Consider the following 25061-nt stretch of genomic DNA (forward strand, 5'->3'; position numbering starts at 1 on the left):
TGCTGACCCAAGCATCAAACATTTCCGACCCAGACCTGACCTTCACTGTGACAGCCGTAAGCTAGTAAGACGTGGGACTTTGTTGCCGTTGACAATAAATATGCCAAAGTCAGCTATTCGTAAGTCTAAGATGTTAGACTAGGTGCTGGACGCTATGCGCAATATCGAAAACCTACTGAAGCAGTGTCTACAAACGACTCCGTTCAAAAAAACGCTTTTTCACTTCATCTGAGGTTAAATCATAACCAGTCGCTCTATCGCCGGACCAATTAAGTCCGACTAGCAGACCATCGCTTTCCAGTCCTGGGAGCCACCGATCTAGAAATGCTTCAAGAGTTAGCTCATGCGGCTGAAAAGTTGTATATGCTTCAACGTTTTTGATAATTTTGAGCGCACGACTTTTCGATGACCAAAAAGGCATCGCTTTTTCCCCTGATAGATTAGACGATGTTGCAAACCCAGCTTCATCTCGAATGGCCCACAGCTTGCCCGTTCTAGAAACTTCCACAACAAAATTGTCCGCATGTGCAGCCGAAATGCTCATGGTTCTTGATAACAACAGTAGCGGCCTTGAGCAATACCATGCGGATTGTAGTGTTAATGCAAAGAATGTAACAAAAACCGCCATTTGCCTCATTCGCAGCATCGGTAACTAAGGGCTGATTGTGTTGAAAAACTCCAAAATTCAGATGTCGAGATTTTCTTGCGAAAACCCAATACACTAAGAAGTCAGATGAGACCGTTCGTTAGGCCGCGAGAGCTGGCGTAAGAGCTTCTGGTTGATGATTTAGCCGAACCCCTCGCCACAAAAAGATGATCAGCCTGTACGGCGAAGAAATTCATCAGTCAGGCCCAAAATCGGAGTTTTTCAACACAATCGGCTCCTGCAAGACATCCGCTGCAATCAGCACGAAGGTCAGCTATGCTATGGTTTCCCATTTTGGGTCAGTGTTGTGACGTAAAGGGTCGAAGCCATCTGACGTTTTATATATGGGCATGGGATGGAGCGCCCGATCCTCAGAGCAATTGCCATTATGGCTTTCGGCATGTCCCTGATCCCTTTGGGCGATACCGCCGGGAAGGCGCTGACAAGTGCCGGCGCTCACCCCGCTTTTGTCGCCTGGAGCCGTTTTGCCATTGGGGCCGCGGTCCTTGTGCCTTTTGTTGGGCTGAAAGGTCTTGTTCCGCTGCTGGCAAATTGGCGCATCTGGCTGCGTGGATTGCTTCTGGTAGGCGGCATCACATCGATCCTGAGCGCGTTAAGCACCGAGCCACTGGCAACCGTCTTCGGGGCCTTCTTCATTGGCCCGATTGTCAGCTATACCCTGTCCGCCGTGTTCCTGAAAGAACCGATTACGTGGGCGCGCACCGCTTTGATGATGCTTGGCTTTGCCGGGGTATTGCTGGTGGTCAAACCGGGTTTCACCCTGTCCCCCGGCATGGGCTTTGCCCTTCTGGCGGGCGTTTTTTACGGCACGTTCCTGACAGCATCACGCTGGGTGTCTGATCTGGCACGCCCGAAGCTGCTGCTGTTGTCACAGCTTTTTGTCGGAACGCTGGTTCTTGCTCCAATCGCCCTGCCACTGACCCCACAGATCACCGGGTCCGTTACCAGGTTGATCGTGCTGTCTGCCGGTGCCTCCATGCTGGGTAATCTGATGCTTGTCATTGCGTATCGGCACGCCCCGGCCTCGGTGCTGGCTCCGTTTGTCTATGTGCAGCTTGTCAGCGCAGCGGCCCTTGGCTGGGCCGTATTCGGTGACTGGCCTGACCCGTTTGCCCTTGTCGGGCTGGTCTTACTGCTAAGCTCGGGCCTTGCCACGCTTGTCCTTCCGCAACGCCGTAGCGGGGCTATTTCCACGCCCCCTGCGCGCGAAGAGCGGTAGAAGACGCCCCGGATAGCGGCACATTGATATAGCACCACGCAGGCACATCCGATCGCCCCAAAAGCTGGCTCATCGAGCCCGGCAATCGCGCGAAATCATATCTTTGGGCCGCAATGGACCGCCGGGCAGAAATGCGGTCGCCGGGGCGGGCGATCACCCCCATAGGCACAGTTTGCATGATCTCTTGCCAGTCCTGCCAGCGGTGAAACCCTGCCAGATTATCGGCCCCCATCAACCAGACAAATCGCACGCCCGGATAACGTGACCTCAGCGCTGCCAGCGTCTGCGCAGTGTAGCGCGTGCCAAGCTGCGCCTCTATATCCGTCACCTCGACCCGCGGGTGTTTCATGATCTGTCGGGCAGCTTTCATCCGATCCGCCAAAGGCGCAGGCCCGTGTGCTTTCAACGGATTTCCCGGCGAGACCAGCCACCAGACCCGGTCCAGCCCAAACCGCTTCAATGCCTCGCGTGTGATATGCACATGCCCTATGTGCGGAGGGTCAAACGAGCCCCCCAAAAGCCCGATCACCAGACCCGGCGCGGCCATGGGCATGACGTGCCGAAAGTGCGGCAAACTCACTCCCAGCACTCGATGTAAGATGTCACCGCCAGCCTATACCGCGCCTTCATATCATAGGGTCGCAAAATCGCGTCCCGCCCCGCAGCCTTGGGCAGCAAGTAGTCAGGATAATAGGTTGGCGGCCCAAGCTTGCGTAACTGGGCGCAAAGCGGTGGTCCCGTGATCTTATGGTTCGGGCCAAAATCAATCATACCATCAATCAAAATATTGGCCTGACGATCCCCAAGCCGCCGACTTATCCCGGCCAGAATATTCTTCACTTTCTGATCCGGGCCGCCTTTCAAAACACGTTCCCGGTCGATCTTGCCATAGACCGTCAACAGCGCAAGCAAACCTACGGCATCCTTCACGCGGCCCTCCTCGACACAGGACGCAATCGCGGGCGCCAGATCAGCTGGCGACATGTCCGAGTTGGCTTGTGACACCGTCATACAAGGCAGCTCGCCTTCATGGGCGGCCCCCATGGATGGTGCCAACGCGCACCAGAACAAAACGGTCATGCAAAGCCATTTCATGAAATCAAGACCTTCATCTGCCAACACGGCTATCATTCAGATTTTGTCGAGACGGGACAAGGGCTGTCTTTTGATATCGAATGTCCACACCACGCCCTCAACCGCACGTTGCGCTTTCGCCGCTTCGGCGATACTGATCAACAAAATTCAGCAAGGAGCCCCCTCATGGCAGCCTATCAATACGTCTATCACATGGACGGCGTCTCCAAGACCTATCCCGGCGGCAAGAAGTGCTTTGAAAACATCCGCCTGTCTTTTCTGCCCGGTGTCAAAATCGGCGTTGTCGGGGTCAACGGGGCCGGGAAATCGACGCTCATGCGGATCATGGCCGGACTCGACACGGATTTCACCGGCGAGGCCTGGGCTGCCGAAGGTGCCCATGTGGGTTATCTGCCGCAGGAACCCGTTCTGGACGAAAGCCTTGATGCGCGCGGCAATGTGATGCTGGGGGTTGCCGATAAGAAGGCCATTCTGGACCGCTATAACGAACTGGCCATGAATTACTCAGACGAGACCGCCGACGAGATGGCCAAGCTTCAGGATGAAATCGACAGCCAGAACCTGTGGGATCTCGACGCACAGATCGACATCGCGATGGAGGCTTTGCGCTGCCCGCCCGACGATGCTCAGGTGTCTACACTGTCCGGCGGGGAACGTCGCCGCGTAGCGCTGTGCAAACTGCTGTTGGAAGAACCCGACATGCTGCTTCTGGACGAACCGACCAACCACCTTGATGCGGAAACCATCGCCTGGCTGCAAAAGCACCTGATCGATTACAAAGGCACCTGCCTGATCGTCACCCATGACCGGTACTTCCTGGATGATATCACCGGCTGGATACTGGAACTGGATCGCGGCCGCGGCATGCCCTACGAGGGCAATTACTCGGCCTGGCTGGAACAGAAAGCCAAGCGGCTGGAACATGAAGCGAAAGAGGACAAATCCCGCCAGAAAACGCTGGAACGCGAACTGGAATGGATCCGTGCAGGTGCCAAGGCCCGGCAGGCCAAGCAAAAGGCCCGGATCAACGCCTATGAAGAACTTGCCGGTCAGTCCGAGCGTGAAAAGGTCGGGCGCGCGCAGATCATCATTCCAAATGGGCCGCGTCTGGGATCAAAGGTGATCGAGGTGGACGGCCTGAAGAAAGGGTATGGCGACAAACTTCTGATCGAAGACCTGTCGTTCAGCCTGCCCCCCGGTGGCATCGTCGGTGTGATTGGCCCGAACGGCGCGGGGAAATCGACCCTGTTCCGTATGCTGACCGGGCAGGAACAACCCGACGAGGGTACGCTGGAATATGGCGAGACCGTGGATTTGTCATACGTTGACCAATCCCGCGACGCTTTGGATGCAAATGCTACGGTGTGGGAAGAAATTTCCGGTGGATCAGAAATTATCACGCTTGGTGACGCGCAGATGAACAGCCGCGCTTACTGCTCGGCTTTCAATTTCAAGGGTGGCGATCAGCAAAAGAAGGTCGGGCTTCTATCGGGAGGCGAACGTAATCGCGTCCATATGGCAAAACTGCTGCGCTCGGGCGGAAATGTGCTGCTGCTTGATGAGCCAACCAACGATCTCGACGTCGAAACCCTGCGCGCCCTAGAGGATGCGCTGGAAGATTTCGCGGGCTGCGCGGTGATCATCTCGCACGACCGTTTCTTCCTTGACCGGCTATGTACACATATTCTGGCCTTTGAGGGTGAAGCCCATGTAGAATGGTTTGAAGGCAACTTTGAGGCTTATGAGGAAGATAAAATCCGACGCCTGGGCCCGGATAGTGTAGAACCTAAGCGAGTGAAATATAAGAAATTCACGAGGTAAGAAATGTCGATGAAATTCAAACTGCGCCGAGCCACCCGCAAGTTCTTTCCCAAGCCAGTACCGGATCACCCGAAATGTCATGCCGAAAATCACCCGCTGGCCTTACGTAAGGACTTTGTCTCTCATTTCGACAAAACCCAGAAATTTCTGGAAATTGGCGCATATTTTACACCTGTCATCCGGGGTGAAAACGTGCGCTACTTCGACGTCTTCGACACCGAAGAGCTAAAGAAACGCGCAGCGGTGGATCCGGACCCACAGGTCACGGTCGACACTATTCCCCATATACATTACGTAAATAAAGATGGCGACATGTCGGGTATTGACGAAACCTTTGACGCCGCCTTCAGCTCGCATTGTATCGAACATCAACCCAATCTGATCGCGCATCTGCAACAGGTTCACGACCTGCTGAAACCGGGCGGCCGCTATTATGTGATTGCGCCCGATAAGCGCTATTGCTTCGATTATTATATTCCGGAAAGCACCCTTGGCGATGTTCTGGAAGCCCATGACCAAAACAGGGTCCGTCATGCGATGAGCACAATCATAGATGGTTTTGCTTACGTCACCCACAATATGCCCAACAGGCATTGGCGTGGACATCACGAAGACCCAAAAAACACCAAGCCTCTTGCTGAACGGGCCAAAGACGCGCTCAAACGCATTGAGGACGCAAATGGCAGTTATATTGACTGTCATGCATGGCAGTTCACGCCACTGGCTTTCGCGCAAATCCTTGATACAGCTTATGAAATGGGGATTTCGCCAATGAAACTCGAGACAGTCTGCGACACGCCGTTTGGGCGGCATGAATTTACGGCTGTTCTGTCACGGCCCGATTAGGGAACAGTAGGCCGGGCTTCAAGCCCGGCTTGCTCCGTAAAATCAACGTTCGGCAACGGACTCGCCTATCCCGATCTGACAAAACCGCGCTTAATATCCCGGTGTATAGACGAATAGGCCAAGCTACAGTCCATTCGATAAACCAATGTTTTACTGGGGTCGCCCAACACTACTGGATATGGGCTTTCATTTCCCTCTTTATCTTATCCAAAACACGGCTCTTGTGCGATACAAGAGCCATCGTCCGGCAGTACGACACACATCCATAACAAACTGCGTGGCCCCCACAGCCTCGCGCAGATAGATGATCAATCCCCGGATCAACAGGTCGCTGCGACGGTCTGCAAGGCTCACCATAAAGACCACACAGGCGCCAGAGATATTGGGACGAAGTTAGGCAAGCATAACGTCCTCCTAAAACGCACACCTTAACAAAGCGCTATTGCTCGCCATGCCGCAACTGCGACTCTGCTGCCTTGGCGTGCATTCCCTCGCGCAGGAAATCGTTTATTCTGTCTTCCCATTCCAGAACGCCCGCTATTTTCATCTGCGCCCAGGTTTCCAGTATCCGGTTGATCCGTGCCTGATAGCCCCGCCCCATTGCCCGGTAGAATTTGGCGACACTGTCGTCCAACATCAATGTCACCTTCACTTTCTTTTCCGCGACATCGAGATCATTTTCCAAACGGTACCAAGCGGCAGGCACCTCATCACGCAACGCCGTGCTCACTTCATCCTCTTGCGTGGATCTCCAAAGACAAAGGCTCAGCTTCTCTTTGGCAATGCGCTGCGTCTTGGTCAGCCTTCTGGTCGTCGGAGTGTCTGTCATATCTCAGGTCCCGTTCTATTGCGGATGCCGGTGATAACACCACTTTCTTAACGCCCGGAAAACAGACCGTGCGCAGGGTCCGATGAAAACCCGATAAAAGTCCGATGGTTATCATACACTCAGAACACCCCTCTGGACGCTGGGCGTTCTAATCCCTATATCTTTAATCAACTATTCAATTTGGATAAGATTATGAACCAGCCTGCTGATCATCTTGAAGGTGCACCGCTGATCCGGCCGTCTTCGACCGAGCATCCGCTGCATGAAGCCGTGGTTGAGGCGTGTCGCAGCGTTTATGACCCTGAAATCCCCGTCAATATCTTTGATCTGGGCCTTATCTACACGATTGATATAAATGCGGAAAACGAGGTCGATATCATCATGACGTTGACCGCCCCCGGCTGCCCTGTCGCGGGTGAGATGCCAGGCTGGATTGCAGATGCAATCGAGCCCCTGCCCGGCGTCAAGCAGGTCGACGTCCAACTCACTTGGGAACCACCCTGGGGTATGGAAATGATGTCTGACGAAGCCCGCTTGGAACTGGGGTTCATGTGATGTTTATGCCCGGAAAACAAGCTGTTACAATGACTGACGCAGCGGCAAGCCAGATCGCTAAACTGATGGCCAAAGATGGTCATCAAGGTCTGCGCATCGGTGTCAAAAAAGGCGGCTGCGCGGGCATGGAATACACGATGGAATATGTGGATGAGGTTGACCCCCATGACGAGGTGGTTGAACAAGGTCCAGCCCGTGTGATGATCGCCCCTATGGCACAAATGTTTCTATTTGGCACCCAGATCGATTATGAGGTCTCGCTGCTGGAATCCGGGTTCAAATTCAACAACCCCAACGTAACAGAAGCATGCGGTTGCGGAGAATCCATTAAATTCAAAGATACGTAAATGCCCACCAACCCAGAGCTTTTAGTCCATGCAAAAGACCTGTTTTCAGGGCTTGGGACGATCACGACCGGGCGGATGTTTTCTGGTACAGCGCTATATGTGGAAGATGATGTGATGTTTGCGACCATCATTGCGGATACGATCTGGATGAAATGCGATGACAACACTCGGACCGCTTATCTTGACGCGGGCGCACGGCCTTTCAGCTATGATCGCGCCAACGGCCCTACCAAAGTTCGCAGCTTACTGAGCCTGCCCGATAGCGCCATGGACGACCCCGCTGAGGCGTTGGAATGGGCGAAACTATCGCTGCCCCCCGCACGCAAAGCCGCAGAGAACAAACGCCGCAGAAAAGCGCACAAGACGAAAGCCTAAAGACTTGACCCGCGAGCCCCGGCTTGCCAAGCCTGTGGCAAGCAATCGAAAGGGCCTATGATGCGTCGCAAACTGGCAGCAGGCAATTGGAAGATGAACGGGCTGGAAAGCGCGCTTGGGGAAATAGATGCCCTTGCCGCAGCCCATAAAGCCACACAGACCGAGATCATGATCGCCCCGCCCGCGACCCTGCTCAGCCGGATGGTCGCCCATGCAGGGGACGCTGTCGTCCTTGCCGGACAGGATTGCCATTCTGAGGAAAGCGGCGCGCATACGGGCGATATCTCTGCCGCTATGCTGAAGGATGCGGGGGCAAGCTATGTGATCCTTGGCCATTCCGAGCGACGCACGGATCATGGGGAAACTAACGATCAGGTCCGCGCCAAGACACGTGCCGCATTGGCCGCAGGCCTCAAGGCGGTTGTCTGCATCGGCGAGACCCTGGCTCAGAGAGAAGCCGCAAACACGATCGATATTATTGGCGGGCAGATGTCGGGCTCTCTTCCTGATCTGGCAACCGGCGAAAATCTGGTTATCGCCTATGAACCCGTCTGGGCCATTGGCACCGGCAAAATTCCAACCCTTGATCAAATCGGCGAAGTGCATGACTTTATCCGTATGCGTCTCGAGCGCCGCTATGGCGCGGGTGTCGGGCGTTCGGTGCGTATTTTATATGGCGGATCGGTCAAGCCGGATAATGCTGCGGAAATTTTCGACGTGTCTAATGTTGACGGCGCGCTTGTGGGCGGGGCGTCGCTTAAGGCCAAAGATTTTTCATCGATTATCAGTGCTTTGGATGCAAGCGCTGACTAGCTCACGGCGTCTATTCCAAAATTAATTCCGGTCCCATGACGGCGTTTGGCAGGGTTGTGGAGATTGCCGGGATATACGTGACCATGATCAGGAAGACAAAAAGCACGGCGAGAAACGGCAGAGACGCCTTTACGACGCGCATCATCGGCATGCCAGCCACGCCTGAGGTTACAAACAGGTTGAGACCAACGGGGGTGTGATCATCCCGATCTCCATATTCACCACCATGATGATGCCAAGGTGAATGGGATCAATGCCCAACTCAATGGCAATGGGAAAGACCAGCGGCGCGACGATCACCAGAAGGCCCGAAGGCTCCATAAACTGGCCGCCAATCAGCAGGATAATATTGACGATCACAAGAAACATGACCGGGCCGAAGCCCGCATCCAGCAGGATCGCGGTCAGCTTCTGCGGGATCTGTTCGTCGGTCAGAACATGCTTCAGGATCAGCGCGTTGGCGATTACGAACATCAAGGTAATGGTCAGCTTGCCCGCCTCAAATAGCGTGCGCTGCGTGTCTTTGTGAAAGAAAGCCGTCACGATGGCTTTGGGGTTTTGATAAAGCGCCAGACGTTCTTCGCCGCGCCGCAAAGGCCCCATATCACGGTAGATGAAACAGGCCACGAAGAATGCATACATCGATGCGACTGCCGCCGCCTCGGTCGGTGTGAAGATCGCGCCGGTGACGCCGGGAATACCGTAAATGCCGATCATAATGATGATAATCAGCAGCAATCCCCAGAAGGCATCGGCGAAGCTTTCGAAAATCTCACCAAAGCCCGCGAATTCCCCGGCAGGCATATCTTTGATCCGCGCCATAATGTAAATCGCGATCATCAGCATCAGACCGGCGAGGATACCGGGTACAACACCCGCCAGAAACATCCGGCCCACGGAAACCTCGACTGCGGCGGCATAGACCACCATGACGATGGAGGGCGGGATCAGGATGCCCAATGTGCCTGCGTTACAAATGACACCGGCGGCAAAATCCTTGGTATACCCCGCCTGACGCATCGCAGCGATGACAATTGTACCGATAGCAACCACAGTCGCCGGGGACGATCCTGACAGCGCTGCAAACATCATGCAGGCAAACACGCCTGCAATGGCAAGCCCGCCGCGCAGATGCCCGACACAGGCGATAGAAAACCGGATGATCCGCTGCGCCACACCGCCCGTGGACATGAAGCTTGAGGCGAGGATGAAGAAGGGGATGGCAAGCAGGGTGAAATGCCCCTCGAACGCCTCGAACAAGGTCGCTGCGACCGAGGCCAATGAGGCGTCTGAGAACCACAGAAGAAACAGGATCGAGGATAGGCCCAGCGACATCGAAATCGGAACCCCGATCAGCATGAAACCGATGACAAGCGTAAAAAGGAGAAGGATTTCCATCAGTGGTCCTTTAATGTCTCGGCGGCAGCCTCAACATCTTCTTCGGCCTCATGGCTGACGATCAGATGATCAATCTTGCCGGTCCAAAGCTTCCACATGGCCTGACAGGCCCGCAAAAACAGCAACCCCATGCCCAAAGGCAGCACCAAGTAGGGCACGAGCCTTGGCATTTTGTCATAGCGCTCCCCTTCGTTGAAGATCGGCTCAAGGAAGCGCATGATGTCTGGGATCGGTGTCGATGTCGTTTCAAGCCAGCCGCGACCACGTACATCTTCCAAACCCGTCGGGAACCATCGCCCTGACGTGGCTTTCATCTCGCCAAAGGGTGCCCAGAAATCCCATGCGCCTTTGAACATCATCAGGCTGAAAAGCAGCACACAGGCCCCGGCTAACAACCCAAGCACCCGGCGCACGGGTGGCGAGACCACATTGATGACGGCATCCACCCCAAGATGCGCGCTTTTCTTAAGGGCATAAGACGCACCAAGGATCACCAGCCACGCGAATAGGAAAACCGTAACTTCAAGACCCCAGAGAATATTGAAATTAAAGACATAGCGGGTGATCACATTGGCGAAGGTGATCAGGGTCATAACACCAAGGATCGCTGCAATCAGCGTCTCTTCCAGCCGGTCTATGAAAGAACTGTCATCCGTCATGCTACCCCCCCACAAAAAGGCCCCGCATCGCTGCGAGGCCTCTGTTATTTTAGTTAGTTGCGGCGTTGATCACCTGTGCGGCCTCGATATTTTCCGCACCCACGTCAGCCTCGAACTGGGACCAGACCGGCTTCATCGCTTCAACCCATTTCTCGCGCTGCTCAGCTGTCAGTTGGCGCACTTCACCACCTGCATCAATCACAGCTTGTTTGGCTTGCTCATTCACCTGCGTGGATTCGCCGTTGCGGGTTGCAGTGACTTCCTTGAGGATCGTCAGCAACTGATCGCGCACTTCTGCATCGAGCCCTTCAAGCCAGTCGACATTCGTCACCACCAGATAGTCGATGATGCCGTGGTTGGTTTCGGTCACGCCGTCCTGAACCTCGAAGAACTTGCGACCAAAGATGTTGGACCACGTGTTTTCCTGCCCATCCACAACGCCTTGTTGCAACGCGCCATAGACTTCCGCAAAGGCCATTTTCTGAGGTGCGCCGCCAATGGCTTCCATCTGTGCGACCAACACATCAGAAGGCTGCACCCGGAATTTCAGGCCATTGGCATCTGTCGGCTCAATCAGCGGTTTGGAGGCTGACATTTGCTTCATGCCGTTATGCCAGAACTCAAGACCCTGAAGGCCACGGCGCTGCATCGAATCTTTCAGCGTCTGCCCGGTCTCGGACGCCTGAAACGCGTCCACCGCTTCGATATTTTTGAACATGAACGGCAGATCGAAAATGCGGAATTTCTTGGTGAAAGGTTCGAACAGCGACAACGACGGGGCCGCCATTTGAATCTCACCAGCCAAAAGCGCCTCAAGCGCTTTTTCGTCCGTATAGAGCGTGGAGTTCGGGAAAACCTCCATACAAGCCTTTCCGTCCATTTCCTCATTCACCCGCTGCTCAAGCAGCGACGCCGCAAGCCCTTTGGGATGCTTGTCCGTGTTGGTCACATGGCTGAACTTGATGACTTCCTCACCAGCATCACACGCGGCATAGGCCGCCCCGGCAGCCAGTGAAACGGCCATCGCAATGGCTGTTGTTTTTAAAATTTTCATAAGTGCTCCTCCCAGAAACTGATCTTACATAGACTATAGTGCAACAGATCAAAGCTGCCTCTTCTGCACAACTGTTTTTTTCCAATACTCGCTCAGACTTGAAAGAAAAGGCTGTAAACCGCATAGCTACCCGATGAAATTTATAGCGCAATCTCCGACTGAGCATGCTTTCGTACAAGACCCCTACCCGTTTTATGACCGTGTGCGCACGCTGGGTGAACTGGTCCGGTGGGATGATTATGATATGCCGGTTGCTGTCAGCTACGCTACGGTCAGTGCCGCCCTGCGGGACCGCCGTTTCGGGCGGGAACAACCGGCTGAGCTGCGCGTGCCTGTCCATGAACATCTGGCGCCATTCTATGCGGTCGAGGCGCATTCCATGCTGGAACTGGAACCGCCCCGTCACACCCGCCTGCGCGGGCTGGTGCTGCGCGCCTTCACCTCGCGCCGGATCGCAACGCTGGAGCCCGAGATTACCGCACTGTGCCATAGCCTGATCGATGGCTTCCCCGACGGCCCGTTCGATTTGCTGACCGCGTATGCTCAACGCCTGCCCGTCATCATCATTGCGCGCCTGTTGGGCGTGCCAGAAGCTATGGCGAACGATCTGCTGGCCTGGTCCAATGCAATGGTCGGCATGTATCAGGCCGGCCGCACACGCGCGGATGAGGACCGTGCCGTAGCTGCCACGGAAGAATTCGTAGAATTTCTGCGCGGCTACATCGCCAAGCGCCGTGCAACACCTGCCGACGACCTGATCACGCATCTGATTGCTGCCGAACAAGATGGGCAGCGCCTGTCAACGGATGAGCTGATCACCACCTGCATATTGTTATTGAACGCAGGGCATGAAGCAACCGTTCATACGATGGGCAACGGTCTGAAAACGCTTTTACAAACGGGCCTGCGCCCAAATACAGATACCGCGTTCATCGAAGAGATATTACGGCACGATCCGCCGTTGCATATGTTCACCCGATATGCGCTGGACGATCTGGAATTCTGCGGCCACGGCTTCAAACGCGGTGATCAGATCGGACTGCTTTTGGGCGCAGCCAACCGCGATCCGGACACGTACCCCAATCCAGCACAATTTGAGCCCAACCGTGACGGGCCTGCCCATACAAGCTTTGGCGCGGGCCTGCATTTCTGTGTCGGGGCACCGCTGGCCCGGCTGGAACTGGCCCAAGCCATACCGATCCTGTTTGAGCGCTGCCCAAATCTGTCCCTTGCCGAGACGCCGGTTTATGCAAATCTTTATCATTTTCACGGGCTGGAGCGACTGATCGTCCGCTGCTAGGGCTCTAATCTTTCGCCGGAAACACAAAGCAGCGATCCCGGCGCATGGTCAGCCACAAAGGCGTGCCCGGTTTTGGCAGGAAGACCGCAGGAACCGTCGCTTTCAGATGTGATCCGTCAAAATCCATCCGAAACTCCACCAGACTTTCGCGGCCCATGAAACGGGCACGCTCGACAATGGCGCGGGCAGGCACGCCCTCTTCGGGGGTGGGGTTCGGGCCACGGCCCTGACGGTCAAAATCAATACGTAGATGTTGCGGGCGGATAATAATCTCGACCGCGGCCCCATCCGCATGACCCGGCGTCAGAAACTGCCCGAACGGTGTTTGGGTCAACGCCCCAATCGATTGCCCCCGGATCACGTTGATATCTGAAAAGAACCCCGCCGCTTCTTTATCAACAGGTGCGTTGTAAATGTTGTAAGGGTTGCCCTGCTGTACGATCCTGCCTGCTCGCATCAGAGCAATCTCATCGGCCATGCGCATTGCTTCATGCGGCTCATGCGTCACCAGCACCACGGCTGTGCCTTCCTCTTTCAGCACCGCCAGCATTTCGTCGCGTATCCCGTCGCGCAGGCGGTCATCCAACCCCGAGAACGGTTCATCCATCAGCATGATCATCGGCTTTGGGGCCAAGGCGCGGGCCAGGGCAACACGCTGCTGTTCACCGCCCGACAGCTCATGCGGGTATTTATTGGCGAACCCATCCAATCCGACGCGCTGCAAAAGCTCTGTCACACGCGCGGCTTTCGCTGCTTTTTCGCCTGTCATGCCGAAGGCAATATTGCCGGCAACGCTAAGATGGGGAAAAAGGGCAAAATCCTGAAACATCAGCCCGATTGATCGCTGTTCTGGCGGGATATGCACAGTGTCACCGCAGATCAGCTGACCATCCGCGTAAATCTCACCTTTGTCTGGATATTCGATGCCCGCAATAATCCGCAAGGTGGTCGACTTGCCACATCCCGACGGGCCTAAAAGGCATGTCACCTGCCCCGGTGCCACGCTCAGCGATACGTCATCTACAACGACCTTGCCCGCAAAACTTTTGCGGATATGCCTGAGCTCCAACCTTGGTGTCACACGCCTGCCTGCCTCTTACCCGATCAAAACAATCGGAAATCCGGTTGTTGGTAACAGCAAGCAAGTTACCCGGCAACCCTGCGACCAGAAACAGCCCCAAGTACAACAGCAATAAATCCAGACACCAAAACGACGCTACAGATCACCAGCAGCTGGTCGTATTTATGCGCCTCTGGCAAGAAATTAGCCACGTACTGATTTTCCCGCAGGAAATAGACAAACGCCCCTGCCATTGCACTGACATACGCCACCAGATAGGACCATAGCGGGATCTGACAGTTAAAAACGAAGACGCCCACCATTATAGGCGTCAGAAACATGGAGGCTGTGCCACTGACCGCAACCGCATCAAACAGCGTTGCATTTCCCCAAAGCGTCAATGCCCCGCCAAGTGCCATGAAGACCACCATTACCATGCGCCCGCCGTTCAGGCTGCGCGGTGCTATGTGCAATTCCTCGACCGACAATCGCGCAGCAGAGCTGAGCGCGCTGTCCAATGTGGATAAGGCCGAGACCAGCAACGACACCATCAACGCAACAAAAACCCATGCCGGGAATATATTGCGCCATGTTGCCAGCAGCTCATTTTCATAAGCCGCCCCCACCTCGGCGGCATGGATGCCGAACATCCCAAAGGCGATGATACATAGCGATGACACCCAGAATGCGTGCAGGAAGGATCGCTTGGTTGTTGCCGGATCGCTAAGAAAGCCCCGGTCCATCATCACCGGATCATGCGCCGGATATGAGAACACCTGCAAGGCAGCCACTGCAAGCAATACCCAGCCAGAGCGGGCACCGCTTGTTCCCTCGGATGTCACGACTGCGCCAAGCGAGAAGTCAGGGCTGAACACCAGAAAGACAAACGCAACCCCGAAAATCGCCAAAAACAGGATCATCTGCACGACATCTGTGCGCAAAGCCGCCGACAATCCGCCCACCGCCGAATAGGCCAACCCAAGCAAAGCCACAGCAATGATCGCAATGGTCCCGGCCTCTACGACCTCTGGCAGTACAGCGGTAAAAATCAAACCGACAACCAGCAGGTTTGCAAAGACTTCGCTGAGCAAACGCAGGGCAATCACAAGGTTATAGCTAAGCGTTCCGGCGGCCCCGAACCGCGCCCCAAGCCAATCCTGCACGGACACTGCGCCGCGCAAGCGAAGCTGGCCAACGATGTATCCCCCGGTCAGGAACGACACGTAGTAGGCAGCATAGGCTATCGTGCCGGGCATCCCGTAATAATAGCCAAGAATAGCCGCATTCATCAGAGAGCGGGCGAATATCCACGTTGTCACCTGGCTCAGCACCAGAACCCATAAACCGGGGGCCTGACCATTGATTTGCCCGCCAAAGAACCCCTCGACCCCGGCGCGGCGCGGGGCAACAACAAAAGACGCAAGAATGACAAGGGCGAAAAGCCCAATAATAGCGATACTTTCCATAATAGATGTCCCGTCAGCGCACAGTTCGAGGCGGCGTCTAGCAAAGACATACCGCAGGGGCGAGGTGCAAAACACCCATCAACGCAATTGTGAGATGTGGAAGTGTCAGAGCGTTGTGTTCACCGCCCCGCCATCCAGCAAGATATTTTGCCCCACAATGAAACCCGCATGTTGAGAGCACAAGAAAGCACAGGCCGCCCCGAATTCCTGACGCGTGCCATACCTGCGGGCTGGGATCGTTGCCTGACGCTGCGCTGTGGCATCTTCCAAGGAAATATTCTGTTGTTGGGAAACGCCCTTGTCCAATGCATCAGCCCGGTCCGTCGCATGAATGCCGGGCAGCAGATTGTTGATCGTGACCCCTGACGGGGCAACCTGACGCGCAGTTCCTGCAACATATCCCGTCAAACCCGCACGCGCCGCGTTTGACAGGCCCAACACAGGGATCGGGGCTTTGACGGACTGGCTGGTAATATTGACCACCCTGCCCCAGCCTTGATCCATCATACCCGGCAGCAAGATTTTCATCAGCGCGATAGGGGTCAGCATATTTGCATCGAGGGCGGCTATGAAGTCGTTGCGATCCCAATCCGACCACAGACCGGGCGGCGGACCGCCTGCGTTTGTCACTAGGATGTCCACCTTGCCTGCCGCTGCCAGCACGTCTGCGCGACCGTCTTCCGTAGTGATGTCAGCGGCCACCTCTGTGACCTCGACCTTGAACCGTGCGCGAATATCTTCCGCAGCCTTGGCCAGCGGTCCTTCTGATCGCGCGTTCATCACCAGATCGACCCCTGCTTCGGCCAGCGCTTCGGCACAGCCCAGCCCCAGCCCCTTGCTTGACGCTGTCACCAGTGCCCGCTTCCCTTTAATGTCCAGATCCATAGCTCCCCCTTTTTGCGTATTTGATCTGGGTAACACTGCAAATTCGCGCCCGAAAGGCAAAACCCTAAATTTTGAACTATTTCAGGGAAGATAGCGCAATAGCCATCCAACAGAGGAAATTGTTTATAATCAGTTATTTACCTTAGAGGGGACAAGTGTCTGAAAATTCACCGCAATTTTTTTTCAAATGCATGATATTCATTTCTTGTGAAACAGCTTAATCCAAATATAGTGTTACAATATGGTTAGGGACCATATCTGGGGGCGGGTCGTGAAATTAAAATCACAGACCCATGACAACATAAGAACGAGAAATTGATGACGCGACTTCCGGTAGGTAATCTGCGCGCCCAACACAGCGTTTCTGTGTATCGTGCTGAGGATTTTCGAGTAGAAAACGGCGTAAATCATGGCGATGCCATTTCTATGGTGAATGAGATTTGCCCCGGTGACAGCTACACTCTCAAAGCTGATGCAAAACAACATGCGCTGGAAGTTATCGACCAAGGCGAGCAGCCGCTGAGTACAGCCGACTCTTTCGTCACAACCGACGGATCGGAAACGGAACAAGCGGGGACATCCGTTCGCATCCTTGCCCGGTTGACCCTGATGACATCTCATGGCGCATTGCATGACACTTTTGTGCTTACCTGCGGCTCGGTAGAACCACGGCATTATGTCTACTGTTCCAACCCTGTTTTGGAAGATGTCGAATATATCCTGATAGCCTGCGAATGTGATCCAGAAAGTATTTTCCCAACCTGATCACGTCGCACCAAGCAGTTCTGATTGCGCTACTGTAATCTGGTGCTTATATCGCGAACATGTTGGATCGCACTTCAAATCTTCCCGCTCTGCCGCCCGAGATTGCTCGGCGACGGACATTTGCCATCATCAGCCATCCTGATGCGGGCAAGACAACCCTGACCGAAAAGTTCCTGCTCTATGGTGGCGCTATCCAGATGGCAGGACAAGTCCGCGCCAAAGGCGAAGCCCGCCGCACCCGGTCAGACTTCATGAAGATGGAACAGGACCGAGGCATATCTGTCTCGGCGTCGGCCATGTCGTTCGATTTCGACAAGTACCGCTTCAATCTGGTGGATACCCCCGGTCACTCGGATTTTTCCGAAGACACATACCGCACACTGACAGCCGTGGATGCTGCGGTGATGGTAATTGATGGCGCCAAAGGCGTTGAAAGCCAAACACGCAAGCTTTTCGAAGTGTGCCGTCTGCGCGACCTGCCGATCCTCACCTTCTGCAACAAAATGGACCGCGAAAGTCGTGATACATTCGATATCATTGATGAAATACAGGAAAATCTAGCCATCGACGTAACGCCCGCAAGTTGGCCCATCGGTATGGGGCGCGATTTTCTGGGGTGTTATGATTTGCTGAATGACCGGCTTGAACTGATGGATCGCGCTGATCGAAATAAGGTCGCCGAAAGTATCAAGATTACCGGGCTAGACGATCCAAAACTGGCGGAACATGTCCCGGAAGCACAGTTGAAGACGTTTCTTGAAGAGATTGAAATGGCAAAAGAACTTTTGCCACCCTTTGATCACCAGGCGCTTCTGGATGGCACGCTCACACCAATCTGGTTCGGCTCGGCCATCAATTCTTTCGGTGTGCAGGAATTGATGCGCGGCATTGCTGAATTCGGGCCGCAACCCCAGCCACAACAGGCAGAACCGCGACAGATTTCCCCTGATGAAACAAAAGTTTGCGGCTTTGTCTTCAAAGTTCAAGCCAACATGGACCCTAAACACCGGGACCGTGTGGCTTTTGTGCGCGTGGCCTCGGGGCATTTCAAGCGCGGCATGAAATTGACCCATGTACGTTCAAAAAAACAGATGGCGATCGGCAACCCCGTTCTGTTCCTTGCCTCAGACCGTGAACTGGCAGAAGAAGCATGGGCTGGCGACATTATCGGCATCCCCAACCATGGCCAATTGCGCATTGGCGACACGCTGACCGAAGGTGAAATGCTGCGCGCCACCGGCATCCCCTCTTTTGCGCCGGAGTTACTCCAGACGTGTCGCGCTGGCGATCCAATGAAGGCCAAGCATCTGGAAAAGGCTCTGATGCAGTTTGCCGAAGAAGGGGCTGCGAAAGTGTTCAAGCCTGCCTTCGGTTCGGGCTTTATTGTGGGTGTTGTCGGGGCCTTGCAGTTCGAGGTTCTAGCCTCCCGGATCGAGCTGGAATATGGCCTGCCCGTCCGGTTCGAGGGATCTCAATTTACCTCGGCCCGCTGGGTAAAAGGCGACAAGGATGCAATCGATGCGTTCGTGAACGCCAACAAGCAGCATATCAGCCATGATAATGATGGCGACACTGTTTATCTGACGCGCTTGCAGTGGGATATTGATCGTGTGGAACGCGACTATCCGGATGTGACACTGTCCATGACAAAGGAAATGATGGTGTGAGGTTGCAGATGCACAGGGTTTTTACAACAATTCCGGCCAGCGTCCCGTAAGTTTGACTGTGTAACCCGGATCACAAAGGGCAGGACATGGACAGTATCAGGACACGGATCGGGCGAGGCCTTGCCGCCTATCTTGAAAAGCCAGTTGCCGACTATATGCCGTTTTCGGTCGCGCCGAAAGAATTGCTGCGCGAGACGCTACGCCCTGGCGATGTGTTGTTGGTGGAAGGCAATACGCGTGTTTCAACGGCGATCAAATATCTGACCCATTCAACATGGTCGCATTCCGCGTTTTATGTCGGCACGGATCACCCAGATGGAGAGCTGGTCGAGGCGGATCTGCAAAATGGTGTGATCCATGCACCTTTGTCCAAGTATGAAAATTTCAACACCAGAATTTGTCGACCCATCGGTCTGAGCGAACAAGACTTGCGCGATGTGATCGCCCATATGACCGACAGCCTTGGGCGGGTCTATGATTTGAAACATATCTTCGATCTGATGCGTTATTTGCTGCCTCAACCACCTGTGCCACAACGGTTTCGCCGCCGAATGCTGGCGCTTGGATCGGGCGATCCGACGCGGGCCATCTGCTCGACCCTGATTGCCGAGGCGTATCAGAAGGTACATTACCCGATCCTGCCACGGGTTGAGACGGAACAGGCCAGAGGTCAGGCGCGCGAAATTCTGCATATTCGCCACCATTCGCTGTTCACGCCGCGCGATTTCGATCTGTCGCCCTTCTTTCGTGTCGTCAAACCAACGATCGAACACGGCTTCGACCACCGCGACCTTAGCTGGAGCCATCTCTGATCTGCGCAACACCCAGCTATGCAATCGCATATTCGCGGTTCAGCTTGGGCGGAAGACAGTCTATAGACACCGTCGGAACTTAATACAGGACGAGGCGCTTGCATGCTGTTGGCGATTGATTGCGGGAATACGAATACGGTGTTCTCGATCTGGGACGGGACGCAGTTCATCGCAACATGGCGGACCTCGACCGAGTGGCAACGGACAGCGGACCAGTATTATGTCTGGCTGACCACGTTGATGAAGTTTCAGAACATTGATGTGCAGATCACCCAAGTCATCGTGTCGTCAACCGTGCCTCGCGTGGTGTTCAACCTGCGTGTCTTCGCAGACCGCTACTTCAGCACCCGACCTATTGTCGTCGGGAAAGAAGGTTGCATACTGCCCATAGATGTGCGCGTGGATGAAGGTACACAGGTCGGTCCAGACCGGCTGGTAAACACTGTCGCGGGTTATGATCTTTATGGTGGCGATCTGATCATCGTTGATTTCGGCACCGCCACGACCTTTGATGTTGTCGCTCAAGATGGTGCATATATTGGCGGGGTCATTGCGCCGGGCGTAAATCTGTCACTTGAGGCACTGCATCAGGCAGCCGCCGCCCTGCCCCACGTCGATATATCCAAACCGCAAGCCGTGATCGGAACGAATACGGTGGCGTGTATGCAATCCGGTGTCTTCTGGGGCTACATCGGACTGGTGCGCGAGATTTGCGCGCGCATCAAGGCCGAACGTGACCGCCCGATGAAGATCATCTCGACCGGCGGGCTCGCACCGTTGTTTCAGCAATCCGAAGCGCTATTTGATGAATTCCAAGATGATCTGACGATGCACGGGCTGGTTGTCATTAATAACTATAACAGAAAAGGCACCTGATGGCAGCGGATCGGTTGGTATACCTGCCCCTTGGCGGGGCGGGCGAAGTTGGTATGAATATGTATCTCTATGGCTATGGGCGACCCGGTCATGAGAGGTTCATTATGGTCGACATGGGCGTGACTTTCCCGGATATGGACAGTACGCCGGGTGTTGATCTGATTTTCCCCGATATCGCGTGGATTGCTGAACGGGTAGATCAACTGGATGCCATCTATATCACCCACGCACATGAGGATCATGTGGGTGCGTTAGGCCACCTCTATTCCCGGCTGAACGCCCCGATTTATGCGCGTAAATTCACGGCACATATCGCCCGATTGAAAATGGAAGAACACGGCTATGACGGCTCGCAGATCATCACCCTTGGCCCAATGCCCGAGCAAGTTCAGACAGGCCCATTCAAAGTGGGCTTCATACCTGTGTCCCATTCGATCCCAGAAAGCTCCGGTCTGATCATCGATACGCCTGATGGGCGGATTGTGCATACAGGTGATTTCAAGCTGGATGAAACGCCCGGCTTGGGGGAACCCTTTGATCCGCAGGCTTGGGGCGATCTTGGTCCCGTCAAAGCACTGGTCTGCGACTCGACCAATGTTTTTTCGCGCCATCCCGGCAGATCCGAAGTCAGTGTTGGCCCAAATATCGAGCAAATCGTGCGCAACGCAACGGGCATGGTTGTGGCGACCACGTTTGCCTCTAACATCGCGCGGGTCAAAACACTTGCAGAGGCTGGGACTGCTGCCGGTCGTTCGGTGGTTTTGTTGGGACGGGCAATGAAAAAGATGATCACGGCGGCGGTCGAGACAGAGATCATCCAGGATTTCCCAAGCACAATTTCCCCGGAAGAGGCGCGGGATGTGCCGCGTCAAAACCTGATGCTGCTGGCGACCGGGTCCCAAGGGGAACGACGCGCGGCAAGCGCGCAGCTGTCACGCGGGAAATATCTGGGACTGTCGCTCAGCGCTGGTGATACGTTTTTGTTTTCGTCAAAAACCATACCCGGCAACGAAGTATCTGTTGGGCGTATCGTCAATGCGCTATCCGAGATGGATGTCGACGTGATTGATGACAAGATGGCCGATATCCATGTTTCTGGCCATGCAAACCGACCCGATCTGGAACGGATGCACCAGCTCGTTAAACCGCAAATACTGATCCCGATGCACGGCGAACATAGAATGCTGCGCGAACATGCAAAACTGGGCGAAGCTGGCGGCATTGCGTCTGTTGTGGCCCCCAACGGGACGATGGTGTCCTTGTCAGGCAATCGCCCTGAAGTTGCGGAATTCGTTGAAACAGGCCGTTTCTATCTGGATGGCAGTGTTCAGATTGGCGCATTGGATGGTATCGTGCGCGACCGTATCCGTATGGCGCTGAACGGTCAGGTCGTGATTGGCGTGCTGATCGACGAAGAGGACGAACCACTGACCGATGCGTGGTGTGAGCTACGCGGCCTGCCTGAACTGGGCCGCTCCAAAGCGCCACTGGCGGATGTGCTTGAAGAAGAAGTCGGGCAATTTCTTGGCCGCGCAGATAGCAAAACGGTCATGGATGATGACAAGCTGGAAGATCAAATAAAAAGGATCGCCCGGCAGGTCTGCGGCAATGAGATCGGCAAGAAACCAGAAGTCGTGGTGCTGATTTCGCGCCTCTCCGTATAACGAAAAATGCGTCCCCAAAGGGGGTGTAACTGCCAGGAAAACCGCTTACATATCAATTGGTCAGCTGTTGGCCCAAATGATAAGCGGAAGGCCAGAGCCATGTCTCAGCCCAGACCCCATGTCGTGATCGTCGGTGCTGGATTTGGCGGGTTATCAGCCGCCAAAGAACTGGCACATGCACCTGTTGATGTAACGATTATTGACAGACAGAACCACCACCTCTTTCAGCCGCTGCTTTATCAGGTCGCCACCGCTGCATTGACGCCGGCCGAGATCGCGGTTCCGATCCGCGAAGTGCTGCGTCGGCAGTCGAATGCGCGCGTTGTAATGGACAGAGTCAGTGATGTGGATCACGCGGCCTGTGAAGTTATCTGCGACAGTGGGCAACGGATGGCTTACGATACGCTGATCCTCGCAACAGGCGCACGACACAGCTATTTCGGCAATGATGCATGGGCGGAACACGCGCCAGGGCTAAAGACGCTGGACGATGCATTCAGGTTGAGAGAAAAAATCCTGACCGCCTTTGAGCAAGCAGAAATTCTGGCAGAAACAGACCCGCAGGCCGCGCGCGCTTATCAGAGTTTTGTTGTCATCGGCGCAGGCCCCACCGGGGTCGAGATGGCGGGCGCAATTGCAGAGCTTGCAAGCTCGCTCATGCGTGATTTCAGGCGGATTGACCCAAAGGATAACCGGGTGATCCTGCTGGAAGGTGGTCCACGCGTCCTGCCCAGCTTTACCAAAAGCCTGTCTATGCGCGCCGCGCAGGATTTGCGCGATTTGGGCGTTGAGGTGCGGCTGAACACGATGGTGACAGGGATTGAAGGTGATCATGTGATGGCAGGCGATGATCGCATCAACGCGCGGACCTGTGTTTGGGCCGCTGGCGTTCAAGCCTCCCGCGCGGGGGATTGGTTGGACTTGGGATCAGGCCATGTCACAGTTGATGAGACGTTGCGACCTGAAGGATTCGATAATGTCTATGTCATCGGTGATACGGCGCGGTTTGCGCCGGGTGATACGCCTTTGCCTGGAATTGCACCTGTCGCCAAGCAGATGGGGCAGTTTGTTGGACAACGGATTGCAGCACACGCAAATGGCACAGCGCCACCTACGCAGTTTCGCTACCACGATGCCGGGGCCTTGGCCACGATTGGGCGCAACCGGGCTGTGGCCGACATTTTTGGCTTGAAAGTCAAAGGGTTCATCGGTTGGCTTCTTTGGGGTGCCGCCCATGTCTATTTTCTGATCGGCTTCAAAAACCGCCTATTCGTCGTGCTCCACTGGCTATGGAGCTATATCACATGGCGACGCGGTGTGCGCTTGATCATGCACAGGGAATAGGGCTTAGCCTGCCCGGCGCTCGTCAAAGCTATGGGCAATGAAATCGGGAAGATGATCGCCAAGCCCCACAACTTTCGGACCACGATCATTGTCGCGAGCGTTGCGACCACCACGCCCACCACGGGATTGCTTTGGCTTTTCCTCAATGGTCTCAACAGGTTTGGTGTCAACTTTCGCCTCTGCCACCTTCTGCGGGGTCTCGTCTTTTTTCGACCGACTGCGGCTGCGCTTGGGTTTCGCCTCGGGCTTTTCTGCCTTTGGTTCAGGCGCGGGCATATTAGTTTCGCCACGCGGTATCGCGGCTTTGATCAGATCCTCAATACCTTTCAAAAGCTTGTCATCTTTTGGTGTCGAGATCATCATCGCCTTGCCCGTGCGCCCGGCACGACCTGTACGGCCAATACGGTGGACATAATCCTCGGAATGGCTGGGGACATCAAAATTAAACACATGACTGACATTCGGAATGTCGAGACCACGCGCAGCAACATCTGACGCAACGAGGAAGCGCAGTTTGCCGTCACGGAACCCTTCAAGCGTGCGGGTGCGGTAGGATTGGTCAAGATCACCGTGGATCGGTTCAGCATCATGGCCGTGCTTTTTCAGGGATTTGGCAACGATATCCACATCAACCTTACGGTTACAGAAAATAATGCCGTTGGTGACAGCCTCGCCTTCCGCATCAATCAGATGACGCAGGAAATCGCGCTTCTTCTTGGATGTCTCACGGCCCGCGCCCGGAATTTCATACACTTCTTGCGTGATAGTTTCCGAAGCCGTGGCTTGTCGTGCAACCTCGATCCGTTCCGGATTTGACAAGAATGTATTGGTAATACACTCAATCTCGGGCGCCATAGTGGCCGAGAAGAACAGGGTCTGGCGCGTGAATGGGGTAATCTGGAAAATACGCTCAATATCAGGGATGAAACCCATATCAAGCATCCGGTCGGCCTCGTCCACAACCATCACTTTGACGTCCGACAGGATCAGCTTGCCGCGTTCGAAATGATCCAGAAGGCGGCCCGGTGTCGCGATCAAAACGTCCACGCCCCGGTCGATCAGAAGGTCCTGTTCCTTGAAAGACACCCCACCAATCAGCAGAGCTTTGGTCAGCTTGGTGTATTTCGCGTATATATCAAAGTTTTCAGCTACTTGGGCCGCCAGTTCACGGGTCGGCGCAAGGACCAGCGAACGTGGCATCCGCGCCCGCGCCCGGCCCCGGTTCAAAAGCGTGATCATTGGTAGCGTGAAGCTTGCGGTTTTACCGGTCCCTGTCTGTGCGATCCCAAGCACATCGCGCCCTTCCAATGCAGGCGGAATGGCGCCAGCTTGAATGGGCGTGGGTTCGGTATACCCGGCCTCATCAATAGCTTTGAGAACTTTGGCGTGAAGTTTCAGGTCAGAAAATTTTGTCATCTATATCCAAATATTGCGGCGTCTTGCAGCAGTGATTTGGGACGCAGGTTCCAACGCGTCCCTGCGTCGACCTGTGGACGTTTTCCACAGGTGTGCTGCATGTAGCCTATAAGCCGCTTTGGGTCAAT

Annotated in this window: 24 protein-coding genes and 1 pseudogene; 14 read left to right on the top strand and 11 right to left on the bottom strand. The window is 54.9% G+C overall.

Going from position 1 to position 25061, the window contains the following annotated elements:
• Nucleotides 1–187: 187 nt before the first annotated feature.
• Nucleotides 188–628, bottom strand: coding sequence for a DUF2750 domain-containing protein (locus ACZ1HF_RS06210; protein WP_472656681.1), 441 nt, complete (start codon nucleotides 626–628; stop codon nucleotides 188–190).
• 373 nt (nucleotides 629–1001) lie between these two features.
• Here ACZ1HF_RS06210 and ACZ1HF_RS06215 point away from each other — a divergent pair, with 373 nt between their 5' ends.
• Entirely contained in the window at nucleotides 1002–1886 is an 885-nt protein-coding gene (locus tag ACZ1HF_RS06215) for a DMT family transporter (RefSeq protein ID WP_472656682.1), read from the top strand.
• On the opposite strand, the gene ACZ1HF_RS06220 is transcribed toward ACZ1HF_RS06215, so the two are convergent.
• Both ACZ1HF_RS06220 and ACZ1HF_RS06225 read right to left on the bottom strand, forming a co-directional pair.
• Nucleotides 1852–2439 (bottom strand): nicotinate-nucleotide adenylyltransferase, encoded by a 588-nt coding sequence (locus tag ACZ1HF_RS06220; protein ID WP_472658991.1) that lies wholly within the window; start codon nucleotides 2437–2439, stop codon nucleotides 1852–1854. The two genes, ACZ1HF_RS06215 and ACZ1HF_RS06220, sit on opposite strands and share 35 nt — an antisense overlap.
• 23 nt (nucleotides 2440–2462) lie before the next feature.
• A complete protein-coding gene (locus tag ACZ1HF_RS06225) occupies nucleotides 2463–3017 on the bottom strand; it encodes a hypothetical protein (protein WP_472656683.1) in 555 nt (184 codons plus the stop codon).
• Nucleotides 3018–3146: 129 nt separating this feature from the next.
• On the opposite strand from ACZ1HF_RS06225, the gene ettA reads away from it, so the two are divergent.
• Together ettA and ACZ1HF_RS06235 are read left to right on the top strand one after the other, a co-directional pair.
• Nucleotides 3147–4802, top strand: coding sequence for an energy-dependent translational throttle protein EttA (gene ettA, locus ACZ1HF_RS06230; RefSeq protein WP_472656684.1), 1656 nt, complete (start codon nucleotides 3147–3149; stop codon nucleotides 4800–4802).
• A gap of 9 nt (nucleotides 4803–4811) precedes the next feature.
• A complete protein-coding gene (locus ACZ1HF_RS06235; protein ID WP_472656685.1) occupies nucleotides 4812–5648 on the top strand; it encodes a class I SAM-dependent methyltransferase in 837 nt (278 codons plus the stop codon).
• Between the two features lie 439 nt (nucleotides 5649–6087).
• Here the strand turns inward: ACZ1HF_RS06235 and ACZ1HF_RS06240 are convergent, their stop codons facing one another.
• The gene (locus tag ACZ1HF_RS06240; protein WP_472656686.1) at nucleotides 6088–6477 is read right to left on the bottom strand and encodes a BrnA antitoxin family protein; all 390 of its coding nucleotides are present in this window, start codon (nucleotides 6475–6477) and stop codon (nucleotides 6088–6090) included.
• A gap of 192 nt (nucleotides 6478–6669) precedes the next feature.
• Between ACZ1HF_RS06240 and ACZ1HF_RS06245 the strand changes: the two genes are divergently transcribed.
• The 4 genes from ACZ1HF_RS06245 to tpiA are packed head-to-tail and all read left to right on the top strand — an operon-like array spanning nucleotide 6670 to nucleotide 8567.
• Nucleotides 6670–7032 (top strand): SUF system Fe-S cluster assembly protein, encoded by a 363-nt coding sequence (locus ACZ1HF_RS06245; protein WP_472656687.1) that lies wholly within the window; start codon nucleotides 6670–6672, stop codon nucleotides 7030–7032.
• Nucleotides 7032–7379 (top strand): HesB/IscA family protein, encoded by a 348-nt coding sequence (locus ACZ1HF_RS06250; RefSeq protein WP_472656688.1) that lies wholly within the window; start codon nucleotides 7032–7034, stop codon nucleotides 7377–7379. The genes ACZ1HF_RS06245 and ACZ1HF_RS06250 overlap by 1 nt, the downstream gene beginning before the upstream one ends.
• Nucleotides 7380–7754, top strand: coding sequence for a TfoX/Sxy family protein (locus tag ACZ1HF_RS06255; protein WP_472656689.1), 375 nt, complete (start codon nucleotides 7380–7382; stop codon nucleotides 7752–7754).
• A gap of 60 nt (nucleotides 7755–7814) precedes the next feature.
• Nucleotides 7815–8567, top strand: a complete 753-nt coding sequence (gene tpiA / locus ACZ1HF_RS06260; protein WP_472658992.1) for a triose-phosphate isomerase — start codon at nucleotides 7815–7817, stop codon at nucleotides 8565–8567.
• 10 nt (nucleotides 8568–8577) lie between these two features.
• Here the strand turns inward: tpiA and ACZ1HF_RS06265 are convergent.
• From ACZ1HF_RS06265 to ACZ1HF_RS06275, 3 genes and pseudogenes are all read right to left on the bottom strand, one after another.
• Nucleotides 8578–9965 (bottom strand): annotated as a pseudogene (locus ACZ1HF_RS06265) (TRAP transporter large permease).
• Nucleotides 9965–10624: a TRAP transporter small permease gene (locus tag ACZ1HF_RS06270; RefSeq protein WP_472656690.1), complete on the bottom strand. Its 660-nt coding sequence runs from the start codon at nucleotides 10622–10624 to the stop codon at nucleotides 9965–9967. Before ACZ1HF_RS06270 ends, ACZ1HF_RS06265 begins: the two are co-directional and overlap by 1 nt.
• A gap of 49 nt (nucleotides 10625–10673) precedes the next feature.
• Nucleotides 10674–11678 (bottom strand): DctP family TRAP transporter solute-binding subunit, encoded by a 1005-nt coding sequence (locus ACZ1HF_RS06275; RefSeq protein ID WP_472656691.1) that lies wholly within the window; start codon nucleotides 11676–11678, stop codon nucleotides 10674–10676.
• 133 nt (nucleotides 11679–11811) lie between these two features.
• Here ACZ1HF_RS06275 and ACZ1HF_RS06280 point away from each other — a divergent pair, with 133 nt between their 5' ends.
• Nucleotides 11812–12978, top strand: a complete 1167-nt coding sequence (locus ACZ1HF_RS06280) for a cytochrome P450 (protein WP_472656692.1) — start codon at nucleotides 11812–11814, stop codon at nucleotides 12976–12978.
• Between the two features lie 4 nt (nucleotides 12979–12982).
• Here ACZ1HF_RS06280 and ACZ1HF_RS06285 read toward each other — a convergent pair whose 3' ends face one another.
• From ACZ1HF_RS06285 to ACZ1HF_RS06295, 3 genes are all read right to left on the bottom strand, one after another.
• Nucleotides 12983–14059, bottom strand: coding sequence for an ABC transporter ATP-binding protein (locus ACZ1HF_RS06285; protein ID WP_472656693.1), 1077 nt, complete (start codon nucleotides 14057–14059; stop codon nucleotides 12983–12985).
• Nucleotides 14060–14124: 65 nt separating this feature from the next.
• Complete coding sequence (locus ACZ1HF_RS06290; RefSeq protein ID WP_472656694.1) at nucleotides 14125–15504, bottom strand: SLC5/6 family protein; 1380 nt, start codon at nucleotides 15502–15504, stop codon at nucleotides 14125–14127.
• Nucleotides 15505–15609: 105 nt separating this feature from the next.
• Nucleotides 15610–16389, bottom strand: coding sequence for an SDR family oxidoreductase (locus tag ACZ1HF_RS06295; protein ID WP_472656695.1), 780 nt, complete (start codon nucleotides 16387–16389; stop codon nucleotides 15610–15612).
• 318 nt (nucleotides 16390–16707) lie between these two features.
• Here ACZ1HF_RS06295 and ACZ1HF_RS06300 point away from each other — a divergent pair, with 318 nt between their 5' ends.
• From ACZ1HF_RS06300 to ACZ1HF_RS06325, 6 genes are all read left to right on the top strand, one after another.
• Nucleotides 16708–17154: a hypothetical protein gene (locus ACZ1HF_RS06300; RefSeq protein WP_472656696.1), complete on the top strand. Its 447-nt coding sequence runs from the start codon at nucleotides 16708–16710 to the stop codon at nucleotides 17152–17154.
• 59 nt (nucleotides 17155–17213) lie between these two features.
• On the top strand, nucleotides 17214–18821 hold the full coding sequence (locus ACZ1HF_RS06305; protein ID WP_472656697.1) for a peptide chain release factor 3: 1608 nt from the start codon (nucleotides 17214–17216) through the stop codon (nucleotides 18819–18821).
• 86 nt (nucleotides 18822–18907) lie between these two features.
• Nucleotides 18908–19633, top strand: coding sequence for a C40 family peptidase (locus ACZ1HF_RS06310; protein ID WP_472656698.1), 726 nt, complete (start codon nucleotides 18908–18910; stop codon nucleotides 19631–19633).
• A gap of 102 nt (nucleotides 19634–19735) precedes the next feature.
• Nucleotides 19736–20509 (top strand): type III pantothenate kinase, encoded by a 774-nt coding sequence (locus ACZ1HF_RS06315; protein ID WP_472656699.1) that lies wholly within the window; start codon nucleotides 19736–19738, stop codon nucleotides 20507–20509.
• Nucleotides 20509–22173, top strand: a complete 1665-nt coding sequence (locus ACZ1HF_RS06320) for a ribonuclease J (RefSeq protein WP_472656700.1) — start codon at nucleotides 20509–20511, stop codon at nucleotides 22171–22173. Before ACZ1HF_RS06315 ends, ACZ1HF_RS06320 begins: the two co-directional genes overlap by 1 nt.
• 99 nt (nucleotides 22174–22272) lie before the next feature.
• On the top strand, nucleotides 22273–23517 hold the full coding sequence (locus ACZ1HF_RS06325; protein WP_472656701.1) for an NAD(P)/FAD-dependent oxidoreductase: 1245 nt from the start codon (nucleotides 22273–22275) through the stop codon (nucleotides 23515–23517).
• 3 nt (nucleotides 23518–23520) lie between these two features.
• On the opposite strand, the gene ACZ1HF_RS06330 is transcribed toward ACZ1HF_RS06325, so the two are convergent.
• The gene (locus ACZ1HF_RS06330; RefSeq protein WP_472656702.1) at nucleotides 23521–24933 is read right to left on the bottom strand and encodes a DEAD/DEAH box helicase; all 1413 of its coding nucleotides are present in this window, start codon (nucleotides 24931–24933) and stop codon (nucleotides 23521–23523) included.
• Nucleotides 24934–25061: the final 128 nt, after the last annotated feature.

It is taken from the genome of Litoreibacter sp. GN1-5, assembly GCF_055693805.1.